The 18,356-nt window shown below is 50.1% G+C and carries 16 protein-coding genes and 1 riboswitch; of the genes, 13 read left to right on the forward strand and 3 right to left on the reverse strand.

Features of this window, described 5'->3' with window-relative positions:
• Window positions 1–101: 101 nt before the first annotated feature.
• Together D328_RS0106290 and rsgA are read right to left on the reverse strand one after the other, a co-directional pair.
• On the reverse strand, window positions 102–1,124 hold the full coding sequence (locus tag D328_RS0106290) for an aminoglycoside phosphotransferase family protein (protein ID WP_018884122.1): 1,023 nt from the start codon (window positions 1,122–1,124) through the stop codon (window positions 102–104).
• Complete coding sequence (gene rsgA, locus D328_RS0106295) at window positions 1,121–2,194, reverse strand: ribosome small subunit-dependent GTPase A (RefSeq protein WP_018884123.1); 1,074 nt, start codon at window positions 2,192–2,194, stop codon at window positions 1,121–1,123. The genes D328_RS0106290 and rsgA overlap by 4 nt, the downstream gene beginning before the upstream one ends.
• A 647-nt stretch (window positions 2,195–2,841) precedes the next feature.
• Here rsgA and fni point away from each other — a divergent pair.
• Window positions 2,842–3,858, forward strand: a complete 1,017-nt coding sequence (gene fni / locus D328_RS0106300) for a type 2 isopentenyl-diphosphate Delta-isomerase (RefSeq protein ID WP_233426162.1) — start codon at window positions 2,842–2,844, stop codon at window positions 3,856–3,858.
• Between the two features lie 215 nt (window positions 3,859–4,073).
• Here the strand turns inward: fni and D328_RS0106305 are convergent, their stop codons facing one another.
• Window positions 4,074–5,231: a glycosyltransferase family 4 protein gene (locus D328_RS0106305; protein ID WP_018884125.1), complete on the reverse strand. Its 1,158-nt coding sequence runs from the start codon at window positions 5,229–5,231 to the stop codon at window positions 4,074–4,076.
• A gap of 158 nt (window positions 5,232–5,389) precedes the next feature.
• Between D328_RS0106305 and D328_RS0106310 the strand changes: the two genes are divergently transcribed.
• From D328_RS0106310 to D328_RS0106365, 12 genes are all read left to right on the forward strand, one after another.
• The gene (locus D328_RS0106310) at window positions 5,390–6,031 is read left to right on the forward strand and encodes a GNAT family N-acetyltransferase (protein WP_018884126.1); all 642 of its coding nucleotides are present in this window, start codon (window positions 5,390–5,392) and stop codon (window positions 6,029–6,031) included.
• 143 nt (window positions 6,032–6,174) lie between these two features.
• Window positions 6,175–7,275, forward strand: a complete 1,101-nt coding sequence (ychF, locus tag D328_RS0106315; RefSeq protein ID WP_018884127.1) for a redox-regulated ATPase YchF — start codon at window positions 6,175–6,177, stop codon at window positions 7,273–7,275.
• A gap of 662 nt (window positions 7,276–7,937) precedes the next feature.
• On the forward strand, window positions 7,938–9,005 hold the full coding sequence (gene prfA, locus D328_RS0106320) for a peptide chain release factor 1 (RefSeq protein WP_018884128.1): 1,068 nt from the start codon (window positions 7,938–7,940) through the stop codon (window positions 9,003–9,005).
• Window positions 9,006–9,029: 24 nt separating this feature from the next.
• The gene (gene prmC / locus D328_RS0106325) at window positions 9,030–9,893 is read left to right on the forward strand and encodes a peptide chain release factor N(5)-glutamine methyltransferase (RefSeq protein WP_081625231.1); all 864 of its coding nucleotides are present in this window, start codon (window positions 9,030–9,032) and stop codon (window positions 9,891–9,893) included.
• Window positions 9,894–10,089: 196 nt separating this feature from the next.
• Window positions 10,090–11,415 (forward strand): FtsW/RodA/SpoVE family cell cycle protein, encoded by a 1,326-nt coding sequence (locus tag D328_RS0106330; RefSeq protein ID WP_018884130.1) that lies wholly within the window; start codon window positions 10,090–10,092, stop codon window positions 11,413–11,415.
• Between the two features lie 196 nt (window positions 11,416–11,611).
• Entirely contained in the window at window positions 11,612–12,274 is a 663-nt protein-coding gene (spoIIR, locus tag D328_RS0106335) for a stage II sporulation protein R (protein WP_018884131.1), read from the forward strand.
• Between the two features lie 142 nt (window positions 12,275–12,416).
• Window positions 12,417–13,643: an L-threonylcarbamoyladenylate synthase gene (locus tag D328_RS0106340; protein WP_018884132.1), complete on the forward strand. Its 1,227-nt coding sequence runs from the start codon at window positions 12,417–12,419 to the stop codon at window positions 13,641–13,643.
• Window positions 13,644–13,715: 72 nt separating this feature from the next.
• Window positions 13,716–14,276: a manganese efflux pump MntP gene (locus tag D328_RS0106345; protein WP_018884133.1), complete on the forward strand. Its 561-nt coding sequence runs from the start codon at window positions 13,716–13,718 to the stop codon at window positions 14,274–14,276.
• Window positions 14,277–14,305: 29 nt separating this feature from the next.
• Entirely contained in the window at window positions 14,306–14,884 is a 579-nt protein-coding gene (locus D328_RS0106350) for a low molecular weight protein arginine phosphatase (RefSeq protein WP_018884134.1), read from the forward strand.
• Window positions 14,885–14,990: 106 nt separating this feature from the next.
• A riboswitch (ZMP/ZTP riboswitch) is annotated at window positions 14,991–15,072 on the forward strand.
• 177 nt (window positions 15,073–15,249) lie between these two features.
• Window positions 15,250–15,840 carry a TIGR01440 family protein gene (locus tag D328_RS0106355; protein ID WP_018884135.1) on the forward strand — a complete coding sequence of 197 codons (591 nt, stop codon included), beginning with the start codon at window positions 15,250–15,252 and terminating at the stop codon, window positions 15,838–15,840.
• 156 nt (window positions 15,841–15,996) lie between these two features.
• Window positions 15,997–17,247: a serine hydroxymethyltransferase gene (locus D328_RS0106360; protein WP_018884136.1), complete on the forward strand. Its 1,251-nt coding sequence runs from the start codon at window positions 15,997–15,999 to the stop codon at window positions 17,245–17,247.
• A gap of 224 nt (window positions 17,248–17,471) precedes the next feature.
• Window positions 17,472–18,356 carry a carbohydrate ABC transporter permease gene (locus D328_RS0106365; protein WP_197031797.1) on the forward strand — a complete coding sequence of 295 codons (885 nt, stop codon included), beginning with the start codon at window positions 17,472–17,474 and terminating at the stop codon, window positions 18,354–18,356.

Below are 18,356 nucleotides of genomic sequence, written 5' to 3' on the forward strand. Positions count from 1 at the left end.
GTCTTCTAGGATACCATGAGCAAGCCTCAGCAATACTCTAATGGGAGTATGAAAGAAACTCCGAAAACCCATTACATAGAAGGATTTTCGGAGTTCTTTTTTTAAGGGTCAGCCCTGCACAGAACTAGCCTTAATTTATAGATATTTTGAAGCGTACGGACAAGGTTAGTCTTCTCGTCATCGTCGTCTGTATGGATATATCCTTCCACCAGCCTGTATCCAAATACGAGCAGGATCATCTCATAGACGCAATGATCGGCGATAGAGGCTCCATCCGCATACTCCGAGAAGCCTTTATAATACGCAGGGACACATCGCTGATAGTATTCTACCATGTGGTCGATATCTGCTTCATCGGCAATCAGGCTTGCGAGATCTTCGCCAAGGTAGCCCCATCCGGATGTATCCCAGTCAATGACCGCAATGTTCCCATCAGTATAGAACAGATTGGTCACCCAGAAATCCCGGTGGCAGAGCACGAGGGGTAATTGTTCGATACGAGCGAATATTTCGTCTGCGTGCTCATCAATGTCGATGAGCATTTGCCGGACGTGCTGAGGGAGTTCGCAGCTCTCTGAGCGTATATAATTGTAGACAACTGGCCATGACCGGTAATGCAGATACGTATTCTTCATAAGATCAGCATTGCTCAGATTGGTCAGGCTCTGCAACACAGGAGGTTGCTCGGCATACAGCTTGCCTTGATAGCGACCTAGCTCCCGCGCGAGCTGTTCATACATGTCACCGGTTAAGTTCGAGCCTGTTACGCCCTCAATATATTCCAGCCACAGCTGGCATTCATCTTCTTCAGCATTTATCTTGGCGTGATAGCAGGTCGGCCAGCGAAAAGCAGTCGAGAACGTCGCTCCCAGATCAGATATATAGAGATCATATTCACGGCGCCATGAATCCGGATCGCCGTAGCGTGCCCATTTCTTCTGAATTTTCAGTACGATATGGTACGTCAATTTTTCGCCATCCGCAGCTTCGGCGCTACCTGTTACCAGGTGCACATCTCCCACAGTTCCGCCCTGCAAAGGGATGGTTTGGTAATCTGCTGATGAGATATCCTTCTTGAACCGTTGGCCTAAGACATAGATTAGCGTCTCGAATTTAATATTCATTTCTTCCGCCCTCCGTTCTTCTTCGTTTGCTTGTTCAGCATAGCGATTGTCTTGTCTCGAGCTCTCTTGTCGATGAGGTAGCTTGTTTTGTCATTGACATACTTGCTCTCATGTCGCTGGGCAACGTATTGCTCCCACCGTTCATGAGGCAACGAACCGTCAGCAAGCGCGGCGAGCACGGCACAGCCTGGCTCGGCCTGATGGCGGCAATCCGAGAATCGGCATTGAGAGAACCATTTTTCAACATCGGTAAAGCTTGCTCGTATACCTTCGTCAGCGGCAAACAGCCCAAGCTCACGCATACCCGGCGTATCGATGACCATTGCACCAGAGGGGAGTAAAAACAGCTGACGGTGTGTTGTCGTATGGCGCCCCCGGCTGTCGCCCTCCCGGATCGCCTGAACCTTCATTACGTCCTGTTCTATCAATGCATTGAGCAGAGAGGATTTGCCTACGCCGGACATACCGAGAAAGACGACTGTGTTACCAGGCATCAAGTAGGGACTCAACTCGTTCAGCCCCATGCCTGTGTGACTGCAGATCGCGTGAACTGGTACATCGGGGATACTTTGTGTGATTTCCGCCAGTGGGGCATTCATTTCCTCCACGAGATCAGCCTTGGTCAGAATGATGACGGGTTGGCCGCCACTCTGTCTGGCTTGTGTCAGGTACCTCATGATGCGGGCAACGTTGAAATCCCCATTCAGAGAAGAAAGAATAAACACATAGTCAAAGTTGGTGGCAACAACTTGCTCTAACACGGTTCTGGCAAAGCTTGCGGCATGCCCTGAGTAATCCGCACGTGAGAACTTGGAGCGGCGGGGTAGTACCGTAACGATGAGAGAATTTCCACTCTCGTTGTGGTGCAGTAGGACAAAATCACCGACGCACGGAAAGTCAATGCGCGTCGCCGAGCTATGGTAGAACGTTCCTTTGAGCACCGCTTTTACTTCGCCCATTCCAGTCATGACCGTGAAGCGCTCGCGTCGAAGCTCCGTCACCCTGCCGGGCAATAATCCGTCGGGAATTGCTTCTATTTCTGTGTAGCCATAAGTTTTCAAATCAATCATGGTTGTTGATTAGCTCCTTTAATGTTGTTTTTGGACGCAAAAATGCCACGGACAAGCAGCCTCTAAAGAAGCTGCTGTCGCGCGGCATCAGGACGCAAAAAAGATACGACCTTCATCGTATCCTGCAAACAGCAATATTCACGAAAGGTTACTTTGGATGGCATACCAAATAATACGGGGAATTCCCGCCTTTTGTGTACGCCAACTATTCAGTTTTAAGACCGAACCACCATATAAGTAGCTGCCATTAAAAACATCTCCCTTCGTGTCAGGAACTTGCTTATTGCTAAGCTGTCTATAAAATAACCTTTTTTGGTAAATAAATCAATACAATAAATCAATACAGAATAATGAAAACTGTGAACAATCCTACAAGTATATTCAAATAATCGAATATGAGTGGATTCGGATATGCCCTGATATCGGATATAATGATAGATGATGAACATGAGAATGCCATGAACCCACTCGAACGCAGGGTGGTTCATTGAGATATCAGACGATGAGAAGTGCAGAGAGGGAGTGAGCGCATGAGCCGACCGGATCACGACGAGCAGAGGGAAGACCAGATAGAGGAGCAAACGGAAGGACAGTTGGAAGAACAGCTGGAATCGCAGGGGGAAACGGTACGAACGGGTGAGCGAAAAATGGAGCATGTGCGGCTATGTCTCCGCGAAAATGTAGCTGGTGAAGGAATTAGCAGCGGGCTGGAGCATTTAGTATTCAAGCATAACCCGCTGCCTGAGGTGGATTTTGATGACATCCAGCTGGCAAGCTATTTTCTGGGACACCAGTTGCAGGCACCGCTCCTTATTAGCTCTATGACAGGGGGAAGTGCTGGCACAGCACAGATCAATCAGCGGCTTGCTGCAGCAGCAGAGGCCAGAGGCTGGGCACTGGGACTTGGCTCTATCCGCGCTGCTGTGGAGAAAGAGGAGCTGGCTTATACCTTTCAGGTACGAAAGCAGGCCCCGAGCATTCCGATCATCGCCAACCTGGGCGCCGTGCAGCTGAATTACGGCTTTGGTGTAGAGCAGTGCCAGCGTGCTGTGGATATGGCGGAGGCTGATATGCTGGTCTTGCATTTGAACAGCCTGCAGGAGGTATTTCAGCCAGAGGGCAACACGAACTTCAGCGGACTGCTCTCCCGGATTGAGGAGGTATGCAGTAGGCTAACGGTCCCTGTCGGAGTTAAGGAAGTAGGCTGGGGCATTGATGGCGTCACAGCTGCCAGACTTTTCTCGGTAGGCGTATCATTCATCGATGTAGCTGGTGCAGGCGGGACGAGCTGGAGTCAGGTGGAGAAGTTCCGTAATACAGATCCGATCAAACGGGCTGCCGCCGAGGCATTCGCTGATTGGGGTAACCCTACGGCGAGTTGTATCAGGGAGGTTCAGGAGCTCGAACAGGGGGCAGTGATCGGTAGTGGTGGACTGCGAAATGGAGTCGATGCAGCTAAGGCGATCGCGCTCGGTGCGGATCTGGCCGGATTTGGGCGCTCCCTCCTAGGGGCGGCAGTAGAATCCGAAGAGCTGGTGATCGAGCGATTGGCTCAAGTGGAGTTGGAGCTGCGTACGGTGATGTTCGGCATTGGTGTGCGTGATGTCGAACAATTGAGAGGGACCTCTCGTCTTAGACAACGCGCAGGCCGAGGGGGTCTGTAGTACGAGTTATAACAAGGGCAACAACGGATCAACCATGGACCAATAACGGAGTAATAGCGCTATAATAGACCTGTAAATACGCTTGTAATACACCTGTAGCAGCATAGCAGGCCAGGACTTTAAATATTCGACCATTTTGTTCGTCATTTCAGGCTATCGAAGCAGTACGGGCTGTGACGATAGCCTGAGGTGTAATGTCCTTTGAGGTACATGAATTATGCTGTAAACGTTCGATGGCTTGCAGGTTGGCTTCGATACTGTATGGCTTCCTCGTAATCCGTGATTAGCCCGTCAAAAATATGCCTCCACGACCGCATCTGTGCAAGCCTTCTTCCTTCGAGACCCATCATCCTCAATTGGTCCATATGATCTCCCCACAGACATAATTCCCGAATAAGTGCTTCGGCATTGTTAGGTTCGAGTAGAATGCCACTGCGATGCTGCGAGACCAGATCCTTTACCCCACCTGCGTTCGCTGCTATGACAGGCAGACCTGAAGCCATCGCTTCCAGCACTACGTTCCCGAACGTCTCGGTACAGGAAGGGAATACGAATATATCTGACGAAGCATATACGGCAGCAAGCTCCTCTCCATGAAGGTACCCAGTGAATGTTGTGTTCGCAGGAGCGTGTAGACGCAGCTTGGGCAGTAGTGGTCCGTCTCCGACGATGAGCCAGTGCACGCGGGCTTGCATGCTCTCGGGCAGATGCTTCATCGCGAGCATCAAGGTGTCGATATTCTTCTCGGGGGCAATTCGCCCGACGTAGAGGAGAATCAGAGGAGCTGTAATGCCGTAACGCTGCCGAATATGCTGATGGCGTCGATCGGGATGATATAGTTCGCAGTCAATGCCACGCGACCATAGCTTCAGACGTTGGATACCTTGTAGCTGCAGGGAATTCAAAGTTTCGAGAGAGGGTGTAAATGTAGCATCACAGGCTCTGTGGAACCATTTGATATACTTCCAGTAAAGGGGAACCATGCTTTTCAATTTGTAATATTCGAGATAGCGGTCAAAATGAGTATGATAGGAGATGACGTGCGGAAGCTGATGCTTCAGTGCGTATTTCAGGCCGAGGAGCCCCATGTTGAACGGAGTGGCCAAGTGCAGCAGGTCGGGACGAAAGCCTCCCAGCTCTTCATGAATGGCTAGTCTATTCGGCAAGGCTATACGACACTCGGGATAAAGGAAGAAAGGGACATTGGCGACAGTGCGCACAGAAGCAGCATGGCTACCCTCAATGATGGATTGCGGAGTGAACAGCAGATGTTCGATTCCTCTGAGATTCAGATGCTGACTGAGGCGTTGCAGTGTCCGAGCGACCCCATTGGTATCCGGAGCGTAGGTGTCAGTGAACAAGGCCAGGCGCATGGTATCCCTCCTATGACAATGACTCTTGATGACACCATCATAACAACGGATCATCATGCCGAGGTTAAGCCCAGGTTAACTTGCTGAGCCCTCCTGTAAATTACTTGGGAGCAGTCATAATGCAATATATGAACGCATAGGGAGGATGGAATAGGGAGATGGACAAAGACTTGAGCAAGGCTACGAATCAGAATACAAATGAGGATACAAATGAGGATACGAATGAAGCTGCAATTGAGGTTTCGCGTGAAGTGGCGGGCAAGAAAGCGAATATGGCAGGTACGGGCACAGCCACGGAGAAGGCCCACGGGCTACAGGAGAATATCCAACTCCGTCGCATGAATGGTGAGGAATATGAGCGCTTTATCAAGCGGTTGATTCAGGATTATGCCGCTGACAAAGTGCAAGCAGGGACGTGGACGGAGGAAGAAGCACCACGCCTTGCGGAGGAAAGTCTTCATACATATTTGCCACAGGGACTCGATACTCCGGATGCTTATCTATATGTGATAACACTTCGCGAGCAGCGGGGGGATGAGCAGGGGATCGGGATCATTTGGTTCAACATTACCGATACTCCCGTGGGCCCAGAAGCGTTCATCCTGGAGTTCTGGATCGAGGATGCTTATCAAGGACAAGGCTACGCCAAGCAAACGCTACGGGCTCTCGATGAGGAAGCACGCAGTCGCGGGATACGAAAAATCGGACTGCATGTATTCGGACATAATACCCGTGCCTTCGAGCTGTACAAAAAAATGGGCTACGTCGTGACGGACATTCAAATGTCCAAGGAGCTGTAAGCCCGGTGTTGCTGGAGTATATGTTCTCATATATAATGATTTAGACTGTTATCTGCTAATTGGTGCTTGGTTGGGTGTGAGGAAGCATGCGCTGTGCATGCGGCACCCCTGAAATTTATCCGAAAATAGGAGTTGTCATATACATGGCTTTGAAAGCTGGAATCGTAGGCCTGCCTAACGTCGGCAAATCTACATTGTTTAATGCAATTACACAAGCTGGCGCAGAATCGGCTAACTATCCGTTCTGTACGATCGATCCGAACGTAGGCATTGTAGAGGTGCCGGATGAGCGTCTGGACAAGCTGACTGAACTGGTTGAACCGAAGAAGACCGTTCCAACGGCCTTTGAATTCGTAGATATTGCTGGTCTTGTGCGCGGTGCGAGCAAGGGTGAGGGTCTGGGTAACAAGTTCCTGGCTCACATCCGTGAGGTGGACGCTATCGTTCATGTGGTGCGCTGCTTCGAGGACGAGAACATTACCCACGTGGATGGCAAGATTGATCCGGTCAGCGACATTCAGACCATTAATCTGGAGCTGATTCTGGCCGATATCGAGAGCATCGAGAAGCGTATTGAGCGCTCCAAGAAGAATATGAAGGGCGGCAACAAGCAGTACGTGCAAGAGGTTGAGGTATTGGAAAAGGTGAAGGCTGTTCTGTACGAGGACAAGCCTGCTCGCAGCGTGGATCTGACGGACGAAGAGCGTCTCATTGTCCGTGATCTGCACCTGCTCACGCTCAAGCCTGTACTGTATGCGGCTAATGTGTCGGAGGATGAGATCGCTGATGTTGCCAACAATCCGTATGTGAACCGTGTAAAGGAGTTCGCTGCAGCTGAGAATGCTGAAGTGGTGCCAATTAGTGCCAAGGTTGAGGAAGAAATCTCTGAGCTGGAAGGCGAAGACAAGCAGATGTTCCTGGAGGAGCTGGGTATTCAGGATTCTGGTCTGAACCTGCTGATCAAGGCTGCGTACAAGCTTCTCGGATTGTATACGTATTTCACAGCTGGGGTGCAAGAGGTTCGCGCCTGGACGATTCGCAAGGGAACCAAGGCTCCAGGAGCAGCGGGAGTGATCCACACGGATTTCGAACGTGGCTTCATTCGTGCTGAGGTGGTATCCTACGACGATCTGGTTGCGGCTGGTTCTATGAACGGTGCCAAGGAACGCGGGCAGCTTCGCTTGGAAGGTAAAGAATATGTCGTGCAGGATGGCGACGTTATGCATTTCCGTTTCAACGTTTAATAAGAGGTGTGCTAGCACAGTCCTGTATTAGCAAGGAACACACCAATACACTAATATCAAGCAATGCATTATCGAATAATCTAGTAGCATAGTAATGATATTCAGGGCAAGCCTGTAATTGTGTAATTAGCCTGCTGATCTTCTTAGGAAGACGGCAGGCTTTGTTCGTTGCTGATTGTTTTTAGCTGACGGATATATTAATATGCAAGCAAGCGTTGTTCTTCTTACGAGTAGTCCTCGACAGCGCCTACCGTGTGTGGTATTCGGCTACAGTATTTAAAGTTCTGACCTGTATTAACATACAGCATATTGACAAGATATTATTGGGTATCCAGTGGGGATAGTTACTGTTCAGGCATTCGATAATATGCTATAATTAAGAGTCGTATACCTTATTGATTTCTACTTTTCAGTAAAGGATTTGATGACGTTGTAGCGAGCTTGGGCGTCGAGATGTAAGTTCAAGAGTATGTTGAGATATTGGTTGAAGAATATATTGTATGAACTAAAGTGAGGGCTTCTGTCCAGGTAACTCATGTTCTGAGTAAGCAGTCAGGATATATGTGGCACAAGTTCCGGCTTGAATTGAAGTTATAGATGAAATATGAGCACATAGCAGATGTAACGAATAGAATTGAAATTGATACGTGAGGTGACCCATCATGTTGGATAAATTACAGGCTTTGGCCGACCGTTATGAGAAGCTCAGCGAGCTGCTCTGTGACCCGGATGTAGTAAATGATAGCAAGAAGCTGCGCGAATATTCGAAGGAGCAATCCGATCTGCAGCCAGCCTACGAGGCATATACTGAATATAAGAACGTTAGCGAAGAACTGGATGCAGCGAAGCAACTCCAGGGCGAGAAGCTTGATGACGAGATGCGCGAGATGGTCAAAATGGAGATCGAAGAGCTCAGCTCACGGCAGAAGGAGCTGGATGAGCATATCCGCGTTCTGATGCTGCCGAAGGACCCTAACGATGATAAGAATGTGATCGTGGAAATTCGTGGCGCGGCTGGAGGAGACGAAGCTGCTCTGTTCGCAGCGGATCTGTACCGGATGTACACTCGTTATGCAGATACGCAAGGCTGGCGTGTGGAACTGATGGACGCTAATATGAATGATCTGGGTGGCTTCAAAGAGGTCATCTTCATGATTACGGGCAGAGGCGCATATAGCAAGCTGAAATTCGAGAGCGGTGCCCACCGCGTTCAGAGAATTCCAACGACAGAGTCTGGTGGACGGATTCATACCTCCACATCCACTGTATCCGTTATGCCTGAAGCAGAGGAAGTGGATATCGAGATTCTGGATAAGGATATTCGTGTAGATACCTTCTGTTCCAGTGGTGCTGGTGGGCAGTCTGTTAATACGACGAAGTCTGCTGTACGGGTAACGCATATGCCAACTGGCATTGTAGCTACGTGTCAGGATGGAAAATCGCAGAACTCCAACAAGGAGAAGGCACTTCAGGTCTTGCGTGCACGTATCTCCGATATGATGCGTCAGGAAGAGGAAGCCAAGTATGCTGGCGAGCGTAAGAGCAAGGTGGGTACCGGAGATCGCAGTGAGCGTATTCGTACCTATAATTTCCCACAGAGCCGTGTCACGGATCATCGCATCGGTCTGACCATGCACAAGCTGGATCAGGTCATGAATGGCGAGATTAATGAGATTGTATCTGCGCTTACGATTGCCGAGCAGGCTGAGCTCATGGAACAAGAGGTATAAGCTTTGACACGTGAATCTTATCGGATGTCGCCAGGACGGAGCATCAGAGAAGCCTTGACTGAGGCTTCTTCTTTTTTAGCAGAAGCAGGTGTATTAGAGCCACAGCATAATGCACGTCTCCTGCTGGAGCATGTATTGGATATGCAAGGTGCTGCTTTCTACGCAGAGCTGGGGCAGCCCTTTCCTGCTGGCAAGCAGCAGGATTGGGAAACTGTAGTGAATCGAAAGGCCGCCGGTGAGCCAGCTCAGTACATTATAGGTGAGCAGGAGTTCTACGGACGCCCCTTCAAGGTGTCGCCAAGTGTGCTCATTCCGCGTCCGGAGACGGAGCTACTGGTGGAAGCGATCCTTCAGTATGGCGATCAGCTCTGGCCGGGTGGCAACCCACGGGTGTTGGATATCGGGACGGGCAGCGGAGCGATAGCTATTACAATAGCAGCGGAGCGGAAAGGGTGGCAGGTGCTAGCGGGAGATCTGTCTCCCGATGCGCTTGCTGTAGCCCGGCTGAATGCTGCGGCTGTCGGTGTAGAGCTGGCAATGAGACAGGGTGACCTGCTGGCTCCATTTGCTGGAGAGGTTGTTGATATCCTGGTGTCGAACCCACCTTATATTCCGGCTGCGGAGATTGAAGGCCTGCAGCCTGAGGTCAGTCTTCATGAGCCGCGGCTTGCGCTGGACGGCGGACCAGACGGACTGGCTCCTTACCGGATCATGATGCAGCAGCTGTCTCTGCTGCAAGCACCTCCTCGGCTGATTGGCTTTGAGCTGGGTATGGGGCAGGCATCACTTGTCGCGGAATTGCTGAGGCAGGCAGGCCACTGGAGCCGCATTGTGGTTGTCCCAGATCTGGCTGGCATTGAGCGTCATGTACTGGGTCTGGCCGATTAGCCCCTAAGGCAGGCATTAGAGCCACATGTAGGTAAGCTGCATATGATCTCGGTGGAGTCCAGTATCAAAGGCCATCATGGTGTATTTTCTTTTTGAGCGCTGATCCTTTACAATGATAAAGGTGGATTATCCAGAGAGTGGCCTTTTACACATTTTGTGCGAATGGCCAATCCTCAATAAGCTTCAGGGGGACAGCATGTTTCAGAAATTTAAGAGAGTTGACACGCCGATCATAGTAATCCTGGTTCTGCTGATGGTCATTAGTGTAATCATACAGTATAGTGCAGGCCAATATTGGAACGGCCATGGCAATGACTATAAGAAGACATTGATCTATTATGCACTGGGGTTCATAGCGATTCTGGGCCTCACTATAGTGGATTTTCGAGTATTTATTCAAAATGCACTCTACATCTATGGTGGAGGCATTCTGCTGCTGCTGCTGGTCTTCTTTTTCGGGCAAAATTTGAATAACGCACAGGGCTGGCTCAAAATTGGCGAACTTAGCCTTCAACCAGCGGAGTTCTTCAAGCTAGCGCTCATCATCTTTTTGTCGTATGTATTGATGCGAAAAAGGAATAGCGAGCTGCGCTTTATTCGGGACGTACTCCCGATCGGGTTTATTACCTTTATTCCTTTCGCAATTGTTATGGCGCAGAATGACCTGGGAAATGCACTTGCGTATCTCGTTATTCTGATCGGCATGCTATGGATCGGCAATATCAAGTCTACCCACGCTATGATTGCCCTGGTGATTTTCACCGTGGTCGTGGGTGGAGGCATTAAGGCATACATGACCTTTCATGAACAGATTTATAATTTCATGGTGAGTATTGACCGGACACACTGGACTGACCGTTTGGACCCTTGGCTCATGCCTGATGAAGCGTCAGCTGCGGCGAAATGGCATACGGATAATGCGAAGCGTGCTATTGCGTCCGGAGGCATGCTTGGTGAGGGCTTCCTTAATGGCTCGTCTGTACAGTCCGGGCGGGTACCTTATACGTATTCGGATTCGATTTTTGTAGTGGTAGCTGAAGAATTTGGATTTATAGGCTCATCGGTCTTATTACTGCTCTATTTTATACTCATCCATCGTCTCATTCTGATTGCTCTGGAGTGTCGTGATCGCACCGGACCATTCCTGATTGTCGGGATTGTCGCGATGATGCTGTACCAGATTTTCGAGAACATCGGTGCATTTATTGGTATTATGCCGCTGACAGGGATTACCCTTCCGTTTGTCAGTTATGGGGGTACCTCGCTGCTTATTAACATGGCTAGTATGGGTCTCATCATGAGCATCAAGGTACATGGACAGGAGGTAGACGATGACCTTCCTGATCCAGTAGCACGTCCGAGAGTGCAGGTGCTTCAGGATGGGGGGATAGCTGAAGAGCAGCCGACAGGCATTTCCCGTTGGGCTCGCAGTCTGCGAGAATCAAAGCCAGCGAAGCTGATCCAATCAAGCAAGTCCCCGAAGGATGCTAAGAATAGTGTGAGCCAAAAGGATTCGGAGTAGACAGCTCCACACAGAAGAATAGACACACTTTAGAATGGACTGTGGATCTCCAATAGATCGGCAGCCAGGACGAGGTGTGTTTTTTGTACGGAAGTCGTATCGTAGAATGATCGTAGAATTTAATAGATTGCTAGGTTTAATCTCTCTCTCACCGGACATACTGATAGACATGATAGAGTTCGGGGAGGGCATTGAGATGAGTAGAAGCGGATGGAGACAATTAGCCATGCTAGTCATGTGCTTGATGATATGGATTATGTCGTGGGAAGGTCAGAAGGTGGATGCTGCGGTACCCGGGTGGATTCAACAATCCGATGCCATTCCACAAGCATCCATCAGACTCAGAATCCTGGCGAATTCCGACCAACCAAGTGACCAGCTGTTGAAGCTGCAGATTCGTGATGCTGTAGTTCAAGAGATGAACACATGGGTCTCGGAGCTGGATCAGCCGCAGAGTCTCCAGGAAGCGCGTCGGATGGTGCGTTCCCGTCTTCCTGAGATTGAAGCAACGGTGGGTGAGCAGCTTGCCCTGCGGAATGTGAATTATACATACAATGTTGAGCTCGGCAATGTTCCGTTTCCGAACAAGTGGTATGGTAATAGACTGTATCCGGCAGGCGACTACGAAGCTGTAAGAATCACGTTGGGCTCAGGCCAGGGACAGAATTGGTGGTGTGTGCTGTTCCCGCCACTCTGCTTCGTCGGGGCAGCAACGGGCGAAGGAAATACCGCAGCGGCGGCAGCAGCAGTGGGTGATGCCCCGTCACCGGTAACGGCTGGCGAGGAGCCGGAGGTTCGCTTCTTCCTGTGGGATATGCTAGTGAAGGGCTGGAACTGGTTAAGTAACTTGTTCGCCTGAACGATCTTTCCTGTACATGTATCCCTCAATGCACAGTAAGACCCTGTCTACGGATACAGGGATTGAATATGATATAATAGATCATAACAGGCATGCTAAGTATGGATGCGAGCCATGATTATACAGTATAGGATGAACTCATATGAATGATGAACGTGTGCCTGTGACAGGCTCACTACCAAGTAGAGCTGACCAGCGGGTGGAGACCCGCTACTGGTCGTTGAGCAGTACACCGCGACTCAGCGGAGATGATCTGCCAGTCGCAACGGATGAACCTTATGTTCCGGATGCGAAGACAGGTGCTCAGGTAATGGAGACTACAGCGGATATTGCTGCTTTTCAGGAGGCAGCTGCTCTTCTCCGCCATGGAAAGACGGTGGCATTTCCGACCGAGACCGTATACGGTCTGGGAGCGGATGCCCGTAATGATCAAGCTGTATCCTCTATTTTTAAGGCCAAAGGCCGACCCTCGGACAACCCACTTATTGTGCACATAGCTGACCGTGCTCAGCTTGATGAGCTCGTTGAGCATGTTGATGAGCTGGCGGAGCAGCTGATACGGGAATTTTGGCCTGGACCGTTAACGCTGGTGCTGCCTGTGAGAGCTGGAGTGCTATCGGCCCGGGTCACGGCAGGTCTGAATACGGTAGCGGTTCGTATGCCGGATCATGCAGTGGCCTTGCGCCTGCTGGCTGAGGCTGCATGCCCGGTAGCGGCTCCCAGCGCCAATCTGTCCGGTAGACCTAGTCCGACGACGGCTGCTCACGTGTTAGAGGATCTTGGTGGGCGTATTGATGGTATCCTCGATGCTGGCCCAACGGGGGTAGGTGTGGAGTCAACAGTCGTTGAGACAAGTCCAGATGGGAAGGTCACGATTCTTCGCCCAGGTGGCATTACTGCTGAGCAGTTAATGGCTGTCTCTGGTGTGAAGGCTGTCTTGGTGGACCCCGGGTTGAAGGAAGCAGCTAATGCTACTGATGGACTTACAGCACCGCGTTCCCCAGGGGTCAAATATACGCATTATGCTCCGCGCGGTACCATGTACATCGTAGAGGGCGGCTCAGTGGACGTCGTAGCTGCACGAATCCGCACAGAGCTGGCGAAGGCAACGGAGAGCCACAAGCGTGCAGCTGTGCTTGCTTATGATGAGCATCTCGCAGCTTATCCACATCCATGTGTCTATTCGCTGGGGAGTCTTGCTGCGCCAGAGCAGGCGGCTCAGAGGCTCTACTCCCTCCTTCGTCGCTGTGATGAAGAAGGGGTGGACCTCATTCTGGCGGAAGCATGCCCCCTCAAGGGCATGGGAGCAGCTGTCATGAATCGTATGCTGAAGGCCGCAGGGAACCGAATCATTCACACAGGGAATTAGACGAGCTTGGTATGAAGTCCCCCTTGTCCGCATATCGTGTACAAGATTGATAATGTACATGGGGGAATGTGGATGCAGGAATTTGCAGCTCATACAGGGCAGTTCATGACCATTTTGATGATGGCTTTGGCACTTGGCATGGATGCCATGTCGCTTGGTGTTGGGGTCGGTATGAGAGGAATTCGATTTCTCGATGTGCTTCGGATTAGTACGGTAATTGCATTATTTCATATCATTATGCCACTACTGGGGATGTTCACCGGTCAATATATGAGCGCGATTCTGGGTCAGGTTACGGTCTATGTGGCTGGTGGGCTGCTTATCCTGCTTGGCGGACATATGATCTATAATGCTATACGTGGGGAAGGTATCCCCATGCTCGATTACCGTTCCACCCTTGGGATGGTGCTATTCGCGTTGGGGGTGAGCATAGACTCCTTTTCGGCAGGTATTTCACTTGGAATGTTCAACAGTGATCTAGCGCTGACGGTCATTACCTTCGGGATATGTGGAGGCGCGATGTCCATGCTCGGTTTGCTTCTGGGACGCAAGGCTAGTATACAGCTAGGAGCCTATGGAGAAATGGTCGGAGGTACGATACTATTGACCTTTGGCTTTATGTTTATTTTTTAGTTGCTTACGGTATTGGGAGGCTGATCGCTATGAAGCATATTTTGTTTGTCTGCACAGGTAATACTTGCCGTAGCCCTATGGCAGAGGCAATGCTACGTAAAATATCAGCTGAACGAAAGCTGGATCTGGAGGTTCGCTCCGCTGGCGTGGCTGCAATGGATGGAGCTACGATATCCCGTCATGCGAAGGCTGTGCTGGAGGATCATGATATCTATGAGGAATTTCGATCATCCTCGCTGAATCCGGAATTGATGAACTGGGCAGAATTGATCCTGACCTTGACCCAGGGACATAAGCAGCATGTGCTGCAGCGATTCCCACAATCGGCAGGGAAAGTATTTACCTTGAAGGAATACGTCGAGGATGATGAGCGAGTGCTACGTGATCTGCAGGAGATGGACGAGTTAGCTGCCTCCTTGGAGCTTGCAGCCGCTTTAGGGCAGGAGCTGTCGATGGAGCAGCGTGAAAAGATCATCGAGTTGCGACAGCGCATTCCAAGCTTTGATATCTCCGATCCGTTCGGCGGCTCAAGGGATGATTATGAGGTGGCTGCTGCCGAGATTCGGACGGCCCTGCATCGACTGGTGGACAAGCTTACTAGGGGATAGGGAGCACTGGGGATTGTGCATGAAAGAAATGAACATTTTCCAATGAAAACTGCTACTCCAATGTTGATTTCCGCTTGCAGATGAATTATGATGTTCATGAGTTAAGAGAGTCTGGTGTAACTGGCGACAAAAGTGGGCTGAACCACGATGGAGCACCAGATATACGGCCGGTCGCCTGGGCAAAAGAGCAACGCTGCGTAGCAGTAGACTGCTCTTTTTTTCATTTTTTTAAGCTTCAACTCCTTCCTTTGTTGCTCAAGTATTTGAATTTTATGAATTGCAAAGTCAATAATCCGCTATAATGAAGACGATAGAATGTCAACGGAGAAGCCGGATTTATTGGGCAGGATAGGGAGGAGCGCGGAATGGGCAATGTGAAGCATATAGAGGAGCTACAGGCTGCGGTATCTGGCATTGTACGCGAGCTGGTGGAGGCTGCTCATCTGGGGCCAGGTCATCTGCTGGTCGTGGGCGCAAGTACTAGCGAAGTGGTGGGACAGCGAATTGGAACCTCTGGTGCGCTTGAGGTAGCGAAGCAGCTGCTGGCAGGAATTGAAGAAGTCCGCTTGGAGGTTGGCTTCGCTGTTGCTTATCAGTGCTGCGAGCATCTCAACCGGGCCTTGGTGCTGGAGCGTGAGGTCCTGGAGCGAATGGGCTTCAATGAAGTGGGGGCTGTCCCCGTACCAACGGCAGGTGGGTCCATGGCAGCCGCGGCTTATCAATTGATGCAGCAGCCTTGCTTGGCTGAGCGCATTCAGGCGCATGCGGGCCTGGACATTGGCGAGACTCTCATCGGGATGCACTTGCGAAGAGTGGCGGTGCCTTACAGACCATCACTTCGTTATGTGGGACAGGCGCGTGTGACGGCAGCCTTCACCCGTCCTCCTCTTATTGGCGGAGAGCGAGCTGTGTACAAGGTCTTGGGCGAGACGGATACAAGTGGAAACTGTGACTGAATCCTATGCCTTAATGCAGTGCCATGAATGCCGTTATTTAATGTTTTAATGCCATTCTATGATGCAATGTCGTTATTGATGTAGTAACGGGTATGGATGCTATCTGATGTAATTTATTCTAAAATGATTATAAAATCGCAGGGAGGATTATCTATCATGATGGAACATTTGCGTAAGAACGATCCGGCTGTACTGGAAGCTATGGGACTGGAATTGAAGCGTCAGCAGAACAATATCGAGCTGATTGCATCCGAAAATATTGTTAGTGAAGCGGTCATTGAAGCTATGGGCTCAGTGCTCACCAATAAATATGCCGAAGGCTACCCAGGCAAAAGATACTACGGCGGCTGTGAGCATGTAGATATCGTGGAGGACATCGCGCGTGACCGTGCCAAGGAACTGTTCGGCGCCGAGCATGCCAATGTTCAGCCGCATTCCGGTGCACAGGCGAATATGGCCGTGTATCTGGCAGCGTTGAAGCCTGGGGACACCGTTCTGGGTATGAATCTGGCTCATGGTGGTCACCTGACACATGGTAGTCCAGTTAATGCTTCAGGATTGCTGTATAATTTCGCGGCCTATGGAGTTCGTGAGGATAACTTCCTGATTGATTATGATGAAGTACGCAAGGCTGCCTTCAAGCATCGTCCTCGTCTGATCGTTGCTGGAGCGAGTGCTTATCCACGCACGATTGATTTTGAGGCTTTTGCATCCATTGCTAATGATGTAGGTGCTTTGTTCATGGTGGATATGGCTCATATCGCAGGTCTGGTTGCAGCTGGATTGCACCCGAATCCGGTTCCGCATGCCCAATTTGTAACTACAACAACTCACAAGACCCTCCGTGGACCACGCGGTGGTATGATTCTGACTCGCAAATCCTGGGCCCAAGCTATTGATAAGGCTGTATTCCCTGGTTCCCAAGGTGGACCGTTAATGCACGTGATCGCTTCCAAGGCAGTAGCCTTCGGAGAGGCACTCGATCCCTCCTTTAAGGAATATGCGCAGCAGGTTGTGCGTAATGCACAGGTACTGGCTGAGACTCTTGTCAAAGAAGGCATCAATATCGTATCGGGCGGCACGGACAATCACCTCATGCTGATTGATACGCGCAATCTGAACATTACAGGTAAAGATGCGGAACATGTACTGGATTCCATTGGGATTACAGTGAACAAGAACGCGATCCCATTTGACCCGACTAGTCCGTTCATTACGAGTGGTATTCGGATCGGTACGCCAGCTGCTACCTCTCGTGGCATGAAGGAAGATGCCATGCTAGAGATCGGCAGCATCATTGCAGGTACGCTCAAGAATGCGAAGGATGAGACTAAGCTGGGCGAGCTGCGCGCACGTGTTACCCGTTTGACTGATCAGTATCCAATCTATCCAAGTGTGCAGTACTAATATCCAGGTGTGAGATTTTAATCGAATAGAGCAAGTATACAAGCGTAAGGATTCGCGGTCATATACCGCGTAATTCCTTGCGCTTTTTTGTCGTTGTACTGTCCTGTCCTGCGAGATAAATGTAATCGTGTCATCTCATTGAGTAAGCTTAAATATGTAATTTTTGGGTAATTAACAAAATAGATATGGTGTGCAAGGGTATTCATTTTATAGCAAAGGAGCGGATGATATTGAATCGACAGGGTTCAGCACTTATGAGACAGCTTGTTTTTGTCGGTCCGATGATGATATTTTTCGTGTCCATTGTAGTGGTCCCCTTCGTATTGGGGCTGTACTACTCCATGACAGACTGGGATGGAGTATCGCAGCACAACCGCTGGCTAGGATGGGATAATTATGTTCACATTCTGACGAAGGACCCTGATTTTCGAAATGCATTCTGGTTCACCGTACGCTTTACCTTATGTGGTGTCGTATTGACCAATGTGCTAGGCTTTCTACTGGCCTTCTTCTTGACCAGGCCCTTGCGAACACGCCTTGCGCTCAGGACAGTTTTCTTTATGCCGAATATGATTGGCGGGTTGCTGCTCGGCTTTATCTGGCAGTTCATATTCGTGAGAGGATTCTCAGCGGTAGGAGAAGCTACAGGCTGGTCCTTTTTCACTCTACCGTGGCTTGGTGATGCATCAACGGCCTTCTGGGGCACGGTCATCGTATTCGTGTGGCAATATGCAGGCTATCTGATGGTGATCTACATATCTTCGCTAAGTAATATACCTCAATCATTGCTGGAATCCGCTCAGATGGATGGTGCAGGCCGTATGCAGGTGCTGCGCAAGATTATTATTCCGCTGATCATGCCTGCGGTGACGGTCTGTCTGTTTCTTGCGATCTCCTGGTCGTTCAAGGTATTTGAATTGAATCTGGCGCTTACCAAGGGCGGACCGTACAAATCAACAGAATCCGTAGCGCTGGACATATATAATGAAGCTTTTACCAATAATCGTCTCGGTCTTGGGACGGCCAAGGCTATGATTTTTTTCGTGATTGTCGCGATCATTACACTCATTCAGGTGCGCATGACCAAGCAGAGGGAGGTTGAAATGTAA

The sequence above is a fragment of the Paenibacillus massiliensis 2301065 = DSM 16942 genome (genome assembly GCF_000377505.1).
Lineage (GTDB): Bacteria > Bacillota > Bacilli > Paenibacillales > Paenibacillaceae > Paenibacillus > Paenibacillus massiliensis.